The following is a 17,142-nucleotide window of genomic DNA, read 5'->3' as shown; positions in this document are numbered from 1 at the left end:
TCCGTCCATTAAAAAATTATATTTCAAAATGAACATTGATTTTTCAACCGATACAACACCATCTCCTGATACAGACTTTGATCAGCGGGTTATATCTTTCATCAAAGATTGGTTCGATGAATCTGCGACCGTAAAAGTTCAGACTTCGGGTTCAACAGGAACGCCGAAAATTTTTGAAATTGAAAAAGACAGAATGCGCAATTCTGCAAGAATCACTTGCGATATTTTAGGATTGAAAGAAGGCGATTCCGCCCTACTCTGTCTTCCCGTAGAATATATTTCCGGAAAAATGATGGTTGTCCGGGCGGTGGAAAGAAAATTAAATTTAATTATAAAAGCGCCATCAATAAATCCAATAAGTGATTTAAATGAAGAAATTGATTTCTGTGCAATGTCTCCGCTGCAAGTTGAAAACTCACTGGAGAAACTCCATTTTATAAAAAACTTAATTATTGGTGGAGCTGCAGTTTCCGAAACTTTGAAGGATAAAATTCGTCAAAGTCTCAAATCTAACATCTCAAAATCTAAAGTCTATGAAACCTACGGAATGTCGGAAACGCTTTCCCATATTGCTTTAAAAGAAATCTATCCAAACACCGAAGATTATTTTATCGTATTAGATGACATTGAAATTTCTTTAGATCAAAGAGGTTGCTTACAGATTTTCGCTCCGCAACTTAACCCCGAAATTCTTATCACGAACGATTTAGTTGATATAAAAAACGGCAAAGAATTTAAATTTTTAGGGAGAATTGACAATGTGATCAATTCCGCCGGTTTAAAAATCTATCCTGAACAACTTGAATCATTGGTCAAAAAAGAAATGGATAATGAACTTGTTTTCATGGGAATTGCAGATGAATTACTCGGTCAAAAATCAGTTCTGATTATTGAAGGTCAAGAGAATCCAGAGGTTATTCAGCGATTAAAAAAAATTGAATTTCCATCAAAAAATCACCGTCCAAAAGAAACTATTTTCATCGAAATATTTCCACGAATTCCAAATGGAAAAATAGATCGTCGTGAACTGACCGAAATGGTTTCTAATGTCTTAAAAAAATAGTTTAAAGTTCTATTCTATTATTCCTGATGCACTTTACTTTTGGGCTATTGACCGCATTATCTTTATTCTTTTATCTTTGTTCTTTATTCTCACATCATGAAAGATTTTACCAAAGAACTCACTTATAAAACTTCCCGCAGCAGTGGCGCTGGCGGTCAAAACGTGAACAAAGTAGAAACTTCGGTCACCGTGATGTGGAATGTAGCGGAAAGTGACTGTTTTTCGATTGAAGCAAAAGAAATGATCTTCAATAAACTCAAAAACCGTATCAACAGTGAAGGAATACTGCAGCTTACGGTTTCTGAAAGCCGGACTCAGCTCCAAAATAAAAAAATCGCAACGGAGAGGATTTTAGAAATAGTCAAAAAATCGTTGTTCATTCCCAAATCCCGAAAGGCAACGAAACCTTCGAAATCAAAAATCGAAAAAAGAATTAAGATAAAAAAACAACTCTCCGAGAAAAAAGAGAATAGAAGATTAAAATTCTAATATATTTGTAAAAAAATAATATGAAGAATAAATTTCTACTCCTTGCTTTGGCAGCTTTGCCTTTAAGTATTTTCGCACAAAAGAAAATCTCTATTATTCCTAGCATTGGATACGGTTTTAGAACTGCAAGCTTGCCTTCTAACCTTAATACTCAGGAAGAAACCTATCTTAAAGGCTTGAAATCAGGCATTAACTTCGATATCGGCGCCTATTATCAACTCAACAATGTGATTGGTTTAGGATTAAAATACAACATCTACTCCGCATCTTCTTCCGGTAATTTTATTGGTTATACCCCTGATGGCAATCCTGTCTCCATTTCTCTTTCTACCGATGACACCATTACTTTTGTAGGACCTGCTTTTCTTGTACTCTAATTTCAATGAGAGTACAAGACATAAATTATATTATGACATGGCCATTGGAGTCATCAGTTATAAATCCAAGACTGATAACATTTTGTTTTCGGGTTCAAATGTGGGCTTAGCAGCAAACATTGGGTACATGTACGAGATATCTCCAAGTATTTTCATTGGTCCACAAGTTGGTTATACTGGCGGAACTTTGGTAAAAGCAAAAATTAACGGTCAGCAGTTTGATTTACCTGATGATCAGAAAGAAGCGCTACACAGATTGACTGTTAGTGCAGGTGTCACAATTCGTTTATAAATTTATTACCTTTGCTGAAATCAAAAAATTATGAGTAAACCGATTACGGAATTTATCGAAAAATATTACCTGCATTTTAATTCTGCAGCTTTGGTAGATGCTTCAAAAGGATATGTTGCCCATTTGAAAGATGGCGGAAAAATGATGATTACCCTGGCTGGAGCAATGTCCACAGCAGAAATTGGAAAAATTTTAGCAGAAATGATCCGTCAGGATAAAGTACATATTATTTCATGTACGGGTGCAAATTTAGAGGAAGATTTAATGAATCTGGTAGCACATTCTCATTACAAGCGCGTACCGAATTACCGTGATCTGACGCCGCAGGAAGAATGGGATTTGATGGAGAAAGGTTTGAATCGTGTTACAGACACCTGTATTCCTGAGGAAGAAGCATTCCGTAGATTGCAGGAACATATTGTGAAAATCTGGAAAGATGCGGAAGCGAAAGGAGAGCGGTTTTTCCCGCACGAATACATGTACAAAATGATTCTGTCAGGAGTTTTGGAGCAGTATTACGAAATCCCAAGAGAGAACTCCTGGATGATTGCTGCGGCTGAGAAAAACTTACCGATTGTGGTTCCAGGTTGGGAAGATTCTACCATGGGAAATATCTTCTCAAGTTATTGTATCAAAGGTGAATTAAAACCTTCTACCGTGAAATCCGGTATTGAATACATGATGTATCTGGCAGATTGGTACCCTAAAAATTCAGGTGGAAAAGGCGTTGGTTTCTTCCAGGTTGGTGGTGGAATCGCCGGTGATTTCCCTATTTGTGTGGTTCCAATGTTGTATCAGGATATGGAAATGACGGATACGCCATTCTGGTCGTATTTCTGTCAGATTTCTGATTCAACGACTTCTTACGGTTCGTATTCCGGAGCAGTTCCCAATGAGAAAATCACTTGGGGAAAACTGGATATTACTACACCGAAGTTTATCGTTGAAAGTGATGCAACCATTTGCGCACCACTGATGTTCTCTTATATTTTGGAGAATTCTTAAGATAAGTTTATAGCGCTGTTAGAGCTCGGAGCTCTACCAGCGCTTAAAGATATAATCGCCTCAAATTTTTGGGGCGATTTTTTTGTTTTTGCTAAGTGCGGAGATTGTTATTGCACTTTTTACAAATCTGTTTTGCGAGCGTTTTTAAAAAGTAATTGACTGTAAGATTACTGCACAGATTACACAGATTTTCTATAAATGATATTGGAATAAAATCCTAACTTTATCTCATGAATAACTTATTCAACAAACAGGTTTTCGAAATCATCAACATGATTCCCAAAGGAAGAGTGACCAGTTATGGCGCGATTGCCAAAGCGGTCGGCTATCCGAATCACGCCAGACATGTCGGAAATGCTTTGCACAATTATAATGAAGACTTCCCTGCACATCGGGTTTGTAATGCATCGGGAAGAATTACGGCAAGCTGTATTCGGGATTTTGTAGGGAAATTAAAAAGTGAAGGCGTCGGAGTGAAAGACGGAAAAATTCAGAATTTTAAAAAACTGTTTTGGAATCCTTTGGACGAACTTTAATTTTAAATAAACAAAAAAACCTTGTCAAGATTACGCTCAACAAGGTTTTATTTTCTCACAAAGAATACAACTTTGAAGTCTTTTCTCTTTGTTCTTTATTCTTTAATTCTATTTACTCAACTGCTGATAACTTCTCTGGATAAAATCAGTCAGATCTTTTCCTTTCAATAAATTCTGAGACAGTTTCGCCAGGTCTAAAGCGTATTTGATCTTAGAATTCTTGTCCTCTGCATCATCAATTTTTAAAATTTCAGAAGCCAATTCACTGTTGGAATTCACGACTAAATTATACATTTCGGGGAAACCGCTCATTCCGAACATTCCGCCACCGCCGGTCGCCTGCATGTCTTTCATTCTGCGCATGAATTCCGGTTGTGTAATTAAAAACGGAGCTTCCGAGCTGTCCAAATCTTCCACCTGAACAGAGAATTTCTTGTCGTTTACGGCTTCTTCGATGTTTTTCTTCAAAGATTCTTTTTCAGTTTCATTCAATTTGGAAATTGCGGCATCTTCTTTTTTAATTAAATTATTGATGTGATCCGCATCAACCCTCGCAAAAGAAATTTTGTCTTTCGACTGCTCTAATTTCTGAATCAAATGCGGAACAATCGGCGAATCCAAAAGCAACACTTCATAACCCTTATCGTTTGCAGACTTAATGTAACCATGCTGTTCATCAGCATTTGTCGCATACAAAATAACGAAGTTTCCATCTTTATCCGTTTGCATTGGTTTTACTTTTTCTTCCAGTTCAGACCACAGATAATATTTTCCGTCGGTTGTTTGATACAGCGCAAACTTGTCGGACTTATCAAAGAATTTATCTTCGGAAATCATTCCATATTCGATCACGATTTTGATGTCGTTCCATTTTTTCTCGTAATCTTCGCGGTTTTCATTAAATAAAGAAACCATTTTGTCGGCTACTTTTTTGGTGATATACGAAGAAATTTTCTTCACCGCACCGTCGGCCTGCAAATAAGAACGGGAAACGTTCAACGGAATATCCGGAGAATCGATGACCCCGCGCAACAGCATTAAAAAATCAGGTACAATTCCTTTCACCTCATCAGTTACATAAACCTGATTTTGGTATAACTGAATTTTATCTTTCTCAATATTTAAACCGTTGGTTAATTTCGGAAAATAAAGAATTCCTGTTAAATTAAACGGATAATCAACATTCAAATGAATATTAAACAAAGGCTCCTCAAACTGCATTGGATACAGCTCGTGGTAGAATTCTTTGTAATCCGCGTCACTCAGTTCGCTTGGCGCTTTGGTCCAGGCGGGAGTTGGATTATTGATGATATTATCGACTTCTACCGTTTCTGGTTTTGCGTCTTCCGCAGCACCTTCCGGCAAAGGCAAAGTTTCTTTTCTCATTCCAAATTTAATCGGAACAGGCATAAATTTGTTATACTTCAATAACAGTTCACGGATTCTGGACTCTTCTAAAAACTCGGTAGAATCATCAGCAATGTGAAGAATGATTTCCGTTCCTCTGTCGGTTTTATCAGTCGCTTCTTCTAAAGTAAATTGCGGACTTCCGTCGCAAATCCAACGAACCGCCGGTTCTTCTTTGTAGGATTTGGTAACGATTTCTACTTTTTCTGCGACCATAAATGCAGAGTAAAATCCAAGACCAAAATGACCGATAATTCCCGAATCTTTCGCTGAATCTTTATACTTTTCCAAAAATTCTTCAGCACCCGAAAAAGCGACCTGGTTGATGTATTTCTCAACTTCCTCCGCGGTCATCCCAATTCCCTGATCGATAATTCGGAGTGTTTTTGCTTCTTTATCAATTTTAACTTCGATTTTCGGTTGTCCGTAATCGGTTTTAATTTCACCAATGCTTGTCAGATGTTTCAGTTTTAAGGTCGCATCCGTCGCATTAGAAATCAGTTCACGTAAAAATATTTCGTGATCGCTGTACAAAAACTTTTTAATTAAGGGAAAAATATTTTCCACCGATACATTAATATTTCCTTTTGTCATGTTAATTGATTTTTAAATTATGCAGTTCAGGTCTCAAAAAAAACACCAATCTCCTCAAAGTGACACATTGTCAATTTTTTTTGGGCAATCCCCTCGCCAAAGCTTTCCCACCGCTCGGGTCGGGCTATCCACTGCAACTCCTCGAGCCATTTCTTTCCCCACGCTTTCTGCGGGGTTTACGTTTCTATCCCTATTGCAGCGCGGGATTTCATTAAGAAGAAAGGATTTAAAAAAAATTACCAAAAATTTTTAAAAACCTTGGAATAAATATTAGCTAAAGCCCGCCTCTATTGAAGAAAATAATTTTCACACAATTATTCCGTTGTTCACATTCACAAAAAAGACAGCAAAAATTGCTGTCTTTAATCATCGAAAGATTCGGGGTCTATTATCTATTGCCTCTATTAGTCTACCGTCTGAAGTCTAACTAACCTTTCTTATTTTTAATCTCCTCCCGGATTTTTCCTTCCAGTTCCTCTGCAAGTTCAGGATTGTCTTTCAACATATCTCTTACCGCATCACGCCCCTGACCTAATTTGGTATCACCATAGCTGAACCAGGATCCGCTTTTCTTCACAATTCCCATCTCCACTGACGCGTCCAAAATCTCACCGGTTTTAGAAACACCTTCACCGTACATGATATCGAATTCAGCAATTTTGAATGGAGGTGCTACTTTATTTTTCACAATCTTCACTTTCACACGGCTTCCAACCGCTTCATCACCTGTTTTAATCGGCGCACTTGCTTTTCTGATATCAATCCTTACGGATGCATAAAACTTCAAGGCATTTCCACCTGTAGTGGTTTCAGGGTTTCCGAACATCACTCCAATTTTCTCTCTCAACTGGTTAATGAAGATTACGGTACATTTTGTTTTGGAAATAGTCCCTGTTAGCTTTCTTAAAGCCTGTGACATCAATCTTGCGTGAAGCCCCATTTTGGAGTCGCCCATTTCACCTTCGATCTCCGCTTTTGGCGTCAAGGCTGCTACAGAGTCGATCACTACGATATCCACAGCGCCGGAACGGATTAAATTATCCGCAATTTCTAACGCCTGCTCCCCATTATCCGGTTGTGAAATAATAAGATCATCTAAGTTAATTCCCAACTTAGATGCGTAATGACGGTCGAAGGCGTGCTCTGCATCAATAAATGCGGCGATGCCTCCCAATTTTTGCGCTTCTGCAATGGCGTGTAAAGTTAAGGTGGTTTTACCGGAAGATTCAGGGCCATAAATTTCAATGACTCTTCCTCTCGGGTAACCGCCCACTCCTAAAGCTAAATCCAATCCTAATGAACCAGAGGGGATCACTTCAATAGAAGTATCCGCGGAAGCGTCTCCCAAAGTCATCACGGTTCCTTTTCCGTAGGTTTTATCTAGTTTCTCAAGCACCAAAGCCAGTGCTTTTTTCTTATCTTCGATACTGCTCATTTGTAAAATTATTTTTTCAAAAATACGAATTTAAAATTTGAAAAAAATGCCTAAAAAAAATAAAGTTCACTTTTTTTAAAAAGTTTTTGAAAAATAATTGTTCGATAAGAAAAATTTTTCTAGATTTGCACCACCAAAATAAAGACAGACCCATGGTGTAACGGTAGCACTTCGGTTTTTGGTACCGCCAGTTGGGGTTCGAATCCCTGTGGGTCTACAAATTTTGATATAACGCTCTGAGAAATCAGAGCGTTATTTTTTGGAGTAATAGCCTGAAAGAGAAACAACAAAAACTTGGGGAGAAAGATATAAATATTTAATTTTGAAGAATGTTAACTTCTTAAATTCCTGCTGATCTAAACAACCAATAAAGAGGAGCCAGACCTTCAATTATTCTCCGAATACCGATATTCACATCCTGAATCAATGATAAGAGTCAGCATACAGTCAGCATAAGCCAGGGGTTGGTATGGGGATGAGTACACTTTGGTTATGTGGAGAAATGGGTATAGTTTGCGAAGCTCCAATATCTTTTTAGCTCCCGCACAGAAATCCGATTGCTGACTAAGGACTGTATCATTTTCAGATTATCCAAAATTTTTGCTTAGTCCCCAAGTTTTGATACTGATCCAGAGAAACAAAAAAACCGTCCCACAAAAAAATTCGCAGGACGGTTTTCAGTTATTGAAAAATTATAACTTTTTATTCTTTCGTAAATTCAAATTTTTGCCCGCCTTGGATAAGGGTGAAACTTCTCTTGTCTTTCGCGAAGTCCAGCTCAATTCCTGCCAGTTCAAAACTGAATTTATTGTCGCCTTCATACGCTAATGGAAATGGAGTTTGGCCGGTTGCCTGGGCTGTTAAATTATTTCCATCTGACTTTAATACTATTTTCAAAGGGATCTGTTTGCTCGAAAAACTTCCTTCATAATCAGTTAAAGAAATTTTTTCTGCCGGTTTATTATCCATTTTTAAAATATTATCGGCGGGATTAGCATCTGGCACACTTCCTTTTGGATTCAGCTGAACAGAAACTATTTCCTTTTTCGTCGGAACTTCGAAAGACCATTCTGAGTTTCGTTTCCAAATTTCTACGGGCAGTTTTACATTCTGAACAGTTCCATCTTTAAACGTGATATCCATATTTACCGGCATCGGCAACTGTCCGATGTTTTCAATTTTAATAATTACCCCTTTAGTAAAATCACCATTAATGTATTTCGCACTTTTTACAGCCTGATCAATTTTCCATTTGTTTAAAAACCAACCTCGCCAAAACCAGTTCAACTCTTCGCCGGAAACATTTTCGACTGTTCTGAAAAAATCATCCGGAGTCGGATGTTTAAAAGCCCATCTCCTGATATATTCGCGAAGGGCTTTATCAAAACGTTCTTCACCCAAAATATTTTCACGCAACATTTGCATTCCTGCACTTGGTTTGTAGTAACCTAAATAACCAAGATTTCTTTCTTTCAAATTGTCCGGTGCCGTCATTACAGGCTCCATGTTTTCACTGTAAAAAGCAGATGACATCGACTGAAGAGGTTTCGCCTGGTAGTATTCTCCATTATTAAAATCTTTTTCGGAAACCGAATTGATGAATGTATTCAAACCCTCATCCATCCAGGCGTAGAGTCTTTCGTTGGAACCGACAATCATCGGAAACCAGTTATGACCGAATTCATGATCGGTAACGCCCCATAAATCGGCACCTTTGGAATCCATGTGACAGAATACGATTCCCGGATACTCCATTCCGCCTTCATTTCCTGCAACATTTACCGCATTCGGATAGGTGTATTCATACCATCGTTTTGAATAATTTTCGATGGAAGTTTTGGTATATTCGGTCGATCTTCCCCAAGCTGCACTTCCGTCACTTTCCACAGGATACGCAGAAATTGCCAAAGATTTTTTCCCACTTGGTAAATTAATTTTTGCAGCATCTAAAATAAACGCAGGCGACGAAGCCCAGGCAAAATCACGGGTGTTTTCTATTTTAAATTTCCAGGTTTTGGTGGAAGTTGCCGTTTTTGGTGCAGAATTTACTTCTGCTGCTGAACGGATGATTACCGTTTTATCGCTGTTTCCTGCATCCGCCCATTTTTTATTTTGATCGCTGGTATAAACTTCTTTCGGATTTAATAATTCTCCGGAAGCTACGACATAATGATTGGAAGGAACTGTTAAATTTGCGGTGATATTTCCGTATTCCAGATAAAATTCGCCCGCTCCTAAATACGGCAAAGTATTCCAGCCCATCTGGTCATCATAAACACACATTCTTGGAAACCATTGTGCAACCGTGAATATCTTACCGTTTTTCGTAGCCTCAACTCCCATTCTGTCTGAACCATAACGCGGAGAAACAAAAGAATAATGAACGATCAACTTCACCATCCCTCCTTTTGCTTTCAGATCCTGCGGAAGATCAATCTGCATTCTGGTATCTGAAATCGTGTAAGTGGGATTTATTTTTAATTTCTTTCCGTTTGCCGAAAGAATCTCCACTGATTTTATCGTGTAACCGCCGTCGAGATCTTCACCGTGTGCGCCGTTTCTGCTTCCTGCCATGGGAATAACGGCATTTCCACGGGAATCTTTTTTAAATAAATTCTGATCCAGCTGCAGCCAAAGAAAACTCAAATTATCAAAACTATTGTTCGTATAAGTAATTTCAGCAGATCCTGAAATTTCATTTTTCGCTTCATTTAAAGATGCATTCAAAACATAATCAGCGCTGTTCTGCCAATAATGGTGACCGGGTTGCCCACTTGCCGAGCGGGCTTCTGTACCATTATTCTGGTAGAAAAATGGTTTAAAAGCTTCGGTATAACTGTATTTTGGCACCTCTTGAGCAAATGAATTCACAGAAACTGTGATTGCAAATATGACCAGTGCCCCTAAAAATTTAAATTTCATGAGTTTATTTTGTAATAAGTATAAAATAAAACCAACATTGTTACAGAGATTGGTTTTTAAATTTTAAATCGAAATCATCTTCCTTATTAGTTTTCCTATCAGTTTCCTAAATTTTATACTGCCCAAAAAGTTTTAAAACGAATTTGCTTCAGATAAAAAAAATGCTTTTTGATGCACTCTTTTTTCATAGGATGGAAAATCTGGTAGTTCAGGGATTAAACAGCATTTTTCAACTCTGAAACCGAAGATGGCATTAAGATCATGTGACACCAGTCCGAATAATTTATATTAATTCTTTTATATTTAATTTTTAGTACATATTTTTACAACGGTAATTAACCTACTTTCAAAAAGCGAAAAATCCTTTTACTCCGAAATATTATGGCATGAAAAAATCCTACGAAAAACTATTCGAAAATAATAAAAAATGGATGGAAGCACAACTGGCAGAAAATCCAGATTTTTTTAAAACACTTTCTGCAACGCAAACTCCAGAGTATTTATATATCGGATGTTCTGACAGTCGTGTTTCTGCAGAAGAAATGATGGGCATGAAACCGGGCGAACTTTTTGTTCACCGAAATATCGCCAATGTCGTGAACACTTTAGACATGAGCTCTACCGCAGTCATCCAGTATGCAGTTGAACATTTGCAAGTGAAACATATTATCGTTTGCGGCCATTACGGTTGTGGTGGAATTAAAGCGGCAATGACACCGCAGGATCTGGGTCTTTTGAATCCATGGCTGAGAACAATTCGCGATGTTTACCGGTTACATCAGGCAGAACTGGATGCCATTGAAGATGAGCAAAAACGCTACGACCGTTTGGTCGAACTGAATGTGCAGGAACAGTGTATCAACGTTATCAAAATGGCATCGGTTCAGGAGGAATATATTTTAGACGAATATCCTATCGTTCACGGTTGGGTTTTCGATATGGCAACAGGAAAAATCATCGACCTGGAAATTGATTTTGAGAAGATTCTGAAAGATATTCAGAAGATTTATAATCTCACCAATTCGGATTGGGTGATGAGCCGGAAGAAAAAATAGCGTTTATTTGCATCTAACTCATTCTTATATTGCGCACGGATTTCACAGATCATCATTAAAAAAATCTTTGAAAATCTATAGAATCTGTGCGCCATTCTGAAATTATTTCCCGTTGAAGGCCGTCATCGCATTCTGAATTCCGGCAAATACAAAGGACAAACACGCTTTAGAAAACTTCTCGATTCTCTCGGGAAGTTTTTCTTTTTCTTCGCCTTCCCATTTTCCAAGAACGTAATCCACTTGTTTTCCTTCGCTAAACTCGGCAGAAATCCCAAATCTTAATCGTGGATAATTCTGTGTCTGTAACTGCTCCTGAATGCTTTTCAGCCCATTATGACCGGCATCAGAACCTTTCATTTTCATTCTTAATGTTCCGAATGGCAAAGACAGATCATCGGTAACAATCATTAAATTTTCCACCGGAATATTCTCTTTTTGCAACCAGAATTTTACCGCATTTCCTGAAAGATTCATATAGGTATCCGGTTTCAGGATAAAGACTTTTCTTCCCTTATATTTACCTTCTGCAAGCAAGCCGAAGTTGGAGGATTTAAAAGGAGCATCAATGGTTTCGGCAATTTTCTCCGCAACTTTAAACCCGACATTATGCCGGGTTTCAGTATATTCATCTCCTTTGTTGCCGAGACCTACGATCAGGTATTTCATGTTGAAATTTTATTGGTATTGAAATGTTAAAGTTCCCAGATTACCGGAAGCAACAGCCTTTGTCGGATAACCGTCTGCATCATAAGTGTAAACATAGGTTAACGACTGTCCTTCCACCGTAACTTTTCTGTAGTTGTTTGCTGAAAAACCAATCACCGCAAAACTGTCAAATCCGTAGAGAGAACTTACAATATTATAAGCTTCTGGCAAAGTATTAAAAGGATTGATTTTGGTATCATAGTCACTCAACACACTCGAAATGACAATCGGCGGAATGCTAACCGGCGGAGTTGCAGGAAATATGGTGGAAAACTTCCATGTAGAAATATTATTTCCGGCATAAGTGATATCACTCTGTAGCGTAAACATATCGTAAGTAATATTGGGATCCGCGGTATCAATCCCTACCATTTTTGATGAAATTTTCGATACCTTATTATTGGTATAATTTGCAGTGATGGTATTGGTAAAAGAATTCCCTGTATCTTCTTTACCGGTTCCCTTTGCTTCAACAAATTTTCCGTTATTATAGGTAACTGCATAATCGGTGGTGGTGATTACCGATCCTTCTTTCTGTACAATTGTTATTTTATTAACAGTGTTATTATCATAAGACAAACTGTAAGAAATAGAGTTATCACTCGTTTTCACATTGACCAGTTTTCCCAATAAATAGCTGTAATTATAAGTTATGGTTTCGCCAGTATCTTCTTTTGAAGTAACCGATTTCAACTGCTTCACAACGCCGGTTGGTCCACCGCCGCCACCTGTTTCACCCGGATTATTGACCCCAAAAAGCAAATCGCCATTTTCATCACGACCCGGTTCGCAGGAAAACAAAATAGCTAAACTGAAAACAAAACTTAAAAATCCGAAAAGCTTTTTCATTATTAAAATTGATTTTAGCAAAAGTACTCTTTTTTTAGAAATTATATGAATCGATTTATTTCCCTAAACACTTTAAAACAATAAGTTTTTACTTCAATTCACCCGAAAGAGTATCCGCATAATCTGACCCTTTATTTTCCGGTCTGTAGAAAAGCATTAGCAATACTTCTTCATTTCTAACTTCCGAAAAAAAATCTTTTCCTATGACAAAATTTTTCTTCATTAAATTCATAATTTCTAAGTCTTTCGAACTTTCAAAATTCTGTACTGCTTCAATATGATCAATTTTCGACTTTTCATTAACCTTTAACTTATAAACTGCAAACTTATTTTTAGCATCTGATATTTCATAATCTTTAAAATCACCTTTTGAATTTTCGCTTACTGACTCATCTAAAAAGAAAACCTGATTCAATTTTTCTTTGCTTTTGCTTAAAAATTCATCAACTTGTCTTTCAGTTTTCAGCTTTTGGTCAGTTACATCAGAAATAAATGTTTTTGGAGTACATGCAGAAATCGTATATTTTTCAGAACCAAGAGATTTTCTGTTTGTTGTCATCGAAATTACATTATCTCCATCATTCTTAGAAAGATAAACTAAATATTTTTCGCCTACTTTTAAATCAACTTCACATGCTGCGCTTTGGATATCATTAATCAGTCCAGAAATTTCTACAGTTCCGAACGATTTACCTTTATAAATTTTCAAAACAGAAACATCCGCTTTATATATCCTGCTTTTCAAATTATTACCATAAATTTTGGTGATTTCTATTTCACCAACGAAATCTGCATTTTGGTATTGAATTCCAACCTCACCAGAATTCCCACATTTACACGCAAAAATTTTTACCGAGAACAGAAATAAGAAGAGTAAAATAAGTTTCTTCATTTCTAATTTTTCTAAAATTATTAATTAATTCCTAATATCCTTTCCAAAACGCCATTAACTTCATCTACATTCTGTACATTTTCTTTTCTCATCATGAGTTGATTTCCTTCCTTGCTGACTTTTTCCTTCAAAGTCGCTTCTTTCGGATTCTTTGACAAATAAGAAATAATGTTCCTGAATTTTTCACTCTGATAAAACTTATCCTGAGGATTGGATGGAAAATACCCGAGGAAAACCCCGTTTTTCACCACGATTTTATCAAAACCAATTTCCGCGGCAATCCATTTTAGTTCTACCGATTTCAGAAGATTGATCGCTTCAGCGGGCAAAGCTCCAAAACGGTCGATTAATTCACTTTCTAATTTCTGCAATTCTTCTTTGCTTTCTATTTCTGCTAATTTTTGATACAGCGATAACCGTTCTTCAATACTCTGAACGTAAGAATCCGGCAACATCAGTTCCAAATCCGTATCGATATTCACTTCTTTGCTCGATTTGAATAGTTTTTTACGGTCTTCTTCATTATCAAATAAATCTTCGAATTCCTCATCATTCTGCAATTCCTCCAAAGCTTCCTGCATGATTTTCTGATAAGTATCAAAACCCATTTCATTAATGAAACCACTTTGTTCACCTCCTAACAAATCCCCGGCACCGCGAATTTCCAAGTCTTTCATCGCGATCTGGAAACCGCTTCCCAAATCCGAAAACTGTTCGATCGCTTCCAGTCTTTTCCGCGCGTCATTGGTCACCATATCAAACGGAGGCGTAATCAGAAAACAAAAAGCTTTGCGATTGCTTCGCCCGACCCGACCGCGCATCTGGTGAATATCTGCCATCCCAAAACGCTGGGCATCATTAATGAAAATCGTATTCGCATTCGGCACATCCACTCCACTTTCAATAATCGTCGTTGAAACCAAAACGTCATATTTGCCTTCCATAAAATCCAGAACATTCCGTTCCAGTTGTTTGCCGTCCATTTGTCCGTGGCCTGTAATTACTTTCGCATCGGGAACCAAACGCTGAATCAAGCCCGCAATATCTTTCAGGTTTTCAATTCTGTTATTAATGAAATAAACTTGTCCATCTCTTTGAAGTTCATAAGAAATGGCATCCCTGATTATTTCTTCATCAAAACCAACAATCTGCGTTTCAACAGGCTGACGGTTTGGCGGTGGTGTTTTAATGACTGATAAATCTCTGGCCGCCATCAGTGAAAACTGTAAAGTCCGGGGAATTGGCGTCGCTGTCAATGTTAAAGTATCCACATTACTTTTTATTGTTTTCAATTTGTCTTTAACTGCAACTCCGAACTTGTGCTCTTCATCAATAATTAAAAGTCCTAAATCTTTAAATTTAACGCTGCTCCCAACCAATTGATGGGTTCCGATCACAATATCAATTTTACCCGATTTCAATCCTTCCAGCGTTTCCGCTTTTTGTTTTGCCGTGCGGAAACGGTTCATATAAGAAATGGTCACGGGGAAATCCTTCAATCTTTCGGTAAAACTCCGGTAATGTTGGAAAGCCAAAATCGTGGTCGGCACTAAAATCGCCACTTGTTTTCCGTCAGTCGCAGCTTTAAATGCAGCTCTAATTGCAATTTCTGTTTTCCCGAAACCTACATCACCACAAATCAAACGATCCATTACGGTATCATTTTCCATGTCCGTTTTCACATCGACCGTTGCTTTTTCCTGATCGGGCGTATCTTCGTAAATAAAGCTGGCTTCCAGTTCATTCTGCAAATACGAATCCGGCGTAAAGGCAAAACCTTTGGCCGTTTTCCGCTGTGCATATAAACGGATCAGGTCGAAAGCGATCTGTTTTACTTTCGCTTTTGTTTTTTGTTTTAAAGCTTTCCAGGCTGGCGACCCGAGTTTCGACAACACGATTTCCCGTCCGTCCGGACCATTATATTTTGAAATCTTATTTAAGGAGTGAATACTCACATAAAGCAAATCTCCATTTTTATAAGTCAGTTTAAAACATTCCTGCACTTTTCCGTTATTATTCACCTTCACCAAACCCATGAATTTTCCGATTCCATGATCGATATGCGTGACATAATCGCCCACTTTCATCTGCATTAAATCTTTCAGCGTAATCTGTTCAGATTTTGCAAATGCATTTTTGGCTTTAAATCTCTGGTAACGGTCAAAAATCTGGTGATCGGTGTAAACTGAAATTTTATGGTCCAAATCCACAAAACCTTCGTGAAGTTCTGATTTAAAAGATTTGAATAAAGTTTTGGTTTTTTCGCCAAGGAAAGCTTCATTGTTTTCTGAACCCGATTTATGTGCTGACAAATCCTCAAAAATAGACTCCAGCCGTTCTTTCTGTTTTTCCGTGGAAAATGAAATCCAGGTTTCAAAACCATCATTTTGTTTTTCTTCTAAATCCTCAAGTAACAATTCAAACTTTTTATGAAAACCCGGTTGTGGCGTTTGATTCAACTGCACAATTGCGGCATCACTTCCCTTCACTTCCTGTAAAGTAAAATCGATCCATTCAAATTGATTGATATCTTTAGCGAAATCTTCTCCGGAAACAAAAAGCTGTTCTGGCGTCAGATGTCTGATTTCAGTTCCTAATGTTCCAAACTTTTCTTCTGCTTTTGCATAGAAATTTTTAATTATATTAAATCCTGCAAAAGCATTTTTGGTGATTACAACTAAATCTTTCGGTGCCAAATCAAACAAAGAAACCTTCGTTCCCTGCGCTGAAAAATTCATATTCGAAACCAACTGAAATTCTCTTACTTTCTCTTTGGACAGCTGTGTTTCGATATCAAAAGTCTTAATGCTTTCCACTTCATTTCCGAAAAAAGTAATCCTGTAGGGCTCTTCATTGGAATAGGAAAAAACGTCGACAATTCCTCCTCTCACAGAAAACTCGCCAGGTTCGGAAACAAAATCGGTATGATTGAAATTAAACTGATGCAGTAATTCCTCAGTAAAATTAAAATCCAGCTGATCGCCCGTTTTGATCGTGTGAGAAATCGCTTTGAAATCAACCTTCTTCATCACTTTTTCAGCTAAAGACCCAAATGGCGCGATCATGACTTTTGGCTTTTTATCGTTATGAATTCTACTCAAAACTTCGGTTCTTAAAACCAAATTCGCATTTTGAGTTTTCTCAATCTGATAAGGCTCCAAATGAGTCGGCGGGAAATAAAGTACATTTTCTTTACCCAGCAAATCCTCTAATTCTGAAGTGATGTACAACGCATCTTCTTTGTCATCGGTCAGAAACAAAAGCGATTTCTTTTTAATCAGAAATAATTCTGCGGCAAAAACCGCTGGCGAAGAACCGGCAAATGACTTTACCGTAAGATGTTTATTCTGCTCGAGCTGCATAAACAGCTCTTTTCCAAATCCTAAATGAAGAAGCTGTGGGAGAAATGTATCGGTGATATTTTTTAACTGCATAAATGTTCTGACGGTAAAACCCGTCTTTAAAATGAGAAGGTCTAAAACGGGAAAAGCGATTTCGGGATTGTTCCGAAATCGTTTGAA

14 protein-coding genes and 1 tRNA gene are annotated in these 17,142 nt (G+C 37.6%); 8 read left to right on the top strand and 7 right to left on the bottom strand.

What is annotated here, in order from left to right; translation table 11 throughout:
• The first annotated feature begins 28 nt into the window (after positions 1-28).
• The 6 genes from QF004_RS03155 (at position 29) to QF004_RS03130 (ending at position 3,762) form a co-directional block, all read left to right on the top strand.
• On the top strand, positions 29-1,063 hold the full coding sequence (locus tag QF004_RS03155) for an AMP-binding protein (protein WP_307422595.1): 1,035 nt from the start codon (positions 29-31) through the stop codon (positions 1,061-1,063).
• A 96-nt stretch (positions 1,064-1,159) separates the two neighbouring features.
• The gene (gene arfB / locus QF004_RS03150) at positions 1,160-1,552 is read left to right on the top strand and encodes an alternative ribosome rescue aminoacyl-tRNA hydrolase ArfB (RefSeq protein WP_307422592.1); all 393 of its coding nucleotides are present in this window, start codon (positions 1,160-1,162) and stop codon (positions 1,550-1,552) included.
• A gap of 20 nt (positions 1,553-1,572) precedes the next feature.
• A complete protein-coding gene (locus QF004_RS03145; RefSeq protein ID WP_307422590.1) occupies positions 1,573-1,929 on the top strand; it encodes a hypothetical protein in 357 nt (118 codons plus the stop codon).
• A gap of 37 nt (positions 1,930-1,966) precedes the next feature.
• Complete coding sequence (locus tag QF004_RS03140) at positions 1,967-2,221, top strand: hypothetical protein (protein WP_307422587.1); 255 nt, start codon at positions 1,967-1,969, stop codon at positions 2,219-2,221.
• A gap of 30 nt (positions 2,222-2,251) precedes the next feature.
• Positions 2,252-3,226, top strand: coding sequence for a deoxyhypusine synthase family protein (locus QF004_RS03135; protein WP_133439447.1), 975 nt, complete (start codon positions 2,252-2,254; stop codon positions 3,224-3,226).
• Positions 3,227-3,456: 230 nt separating this feature from the next.
• The gene (locus QF004_RS03130) at positions 3,457-3,762 is read left to right on the top strand and encodes an MGMT family protein (protein WP_307422583.1); all 306 of its coding nucleotides are present in this window, start codon (positions 3,457-3,459) and stop codon (positions 3,760-3,762) included.
• Positions 3,763-3,870: 108 nt separating this feature from the next.
• Here the strand turns inward: QF004_RS03130 and htpG are convergent, their stop codons facing one another.
• Together htpG and recA are read right to left on the bottom strand one after the other, a co-directional pair.
• Positions 3,871-5,763, bottom strand: coding sequence for a molecular chaperone HtpG (gene htpG / locus QF004_RS03125; protein ID WP_307422581.1), 1,893 nt, complete (start codon positions 5,761-5,763; stop codon positions 3,871-3,873).
• A 427-nt stretch (positions 5,764-6,190) separates the two neighbouring features.
• The gene (gene recA, locus QF004_RS03120) at positions 6,191-7,198 is read right to left on the bottom strand and encodes a recombinase RecA (protein ID WP_133439444.1); all 1,008 of its coding nucleotides are present in this window, start codon (positions 7,196-7,198) and stop codon (positions 6,191-6,193) included.
• 146 nt (positions 7,199-7,344) lie between these two features.
• Between recA and QF004_RS03115 the strand changes: the two genes are divergently transcribed.
• Positions 7,345-7,415 (top strand) — tRNA-Gln (locus QF004_RS03115).
• 485 nt (positions 7,416-7,900) lie between these two features.
• Here the strand turns inward: QF004_RS03115 and QF004_RS03110 are convergent.
• Positions 7,901-10,120 (bottom strand): M1 family metallopeptidase, encoded by a 2,220-nt coding sequence (locus QF004_RS03110; protein ID WP_307422578.1) that lies wholly within the window; start codon positions 10,118-10,120, stop codon positions 7,901-7,903.
• Positions 10,121-10,506: 386 nt separating this feature from the next.
• Between QF004_RS03110 and QF004_RS03105 the strand changes: the two genes are divergently transcribed.
• Positions 10,507-11,175 carry a carbonic anhydrase gene (locus QF004_RS03105; protein WP_133439442.1) on the top strand — a complete coding sequence of 223 codons (669 nt, stop codon included), beginning with the start codon at positions 10,507-10,509 and terminating at the stop codon, positions 11,173-11,175.
• Between the two features lie 102 nt (positions 11,176-11,277).
• Here QF004_RS03105 and pth read toward each other — a convergent pair whose 3' ends face one another.
• From pth to mfd, 4 genes are all read right to left on the bottom strand, one after another.
• Positions 11,278-11,841, bottom strand: a complete 564-nt coding sequence (gene pth, locus QF004_RS03100) for an aminoacyl-tRNA hydrolase (RefSeq protein ID WP_133439441.1) — start codon at positions 11,839-11,841, stop codon at positions 11,278-11,280.
• 9 nt (positions 11,842-11,850) lie between these two features.
• Entirely contained in the window at positions 11,851-12,729 is an 879-nt protein-coding gene (locus QF004_RS03095) for a hypothetical protein (protein WP_133439440.1), read from the bottom strand.
• An 88-nt stretch (positions 12,730-12,817) separates the two neighbouring features.
• Positions 12,818-13,621: a hypothetical protein gene (locus QF004_RS03090; protein ID WP_307422565.1), complete on the bottom strand. Its 804-nt coding sequence runs from the start codon at positions 13,619-13,621 to the stop codon at positions 12,818-12,820.
• Positions 13,622-13,641: 20 nt separating this feature from the next.
• Positions 13,642-17,055 carry a transcription-repair coupling factor gene (mfd, locus tag QF004_RS03085; protein ID WP_307422562.1) on the bottom strand — a complete coding sequence of 1,138 codons (3,414 nt, stop codon included), beginning with the start codon at positions 17,053-17,055 and terminating at the stop codon, positions 13,642-13,644.
• Between the last annotated feature and the right edge of the window lie 87 nt (positions 17,056-17,142).

Origin of the sequence: Chryseobacterium sp. MDT2-18, from assembly GCF_030815285.1 — a bacterium.
In the GTDB taxonomy this organism is placed as follows: Bacteria; Bacteroidota; Bacteroidia; order Flavobacteriales; family Weeksellaceae; genus Kaistella; species Kaistella salivictor.
The sequence above is the reverse complement of the archived record's forward strand: the minus strand, read 5'-3'. Positions and strand labels throughout refer to the sequence as shown.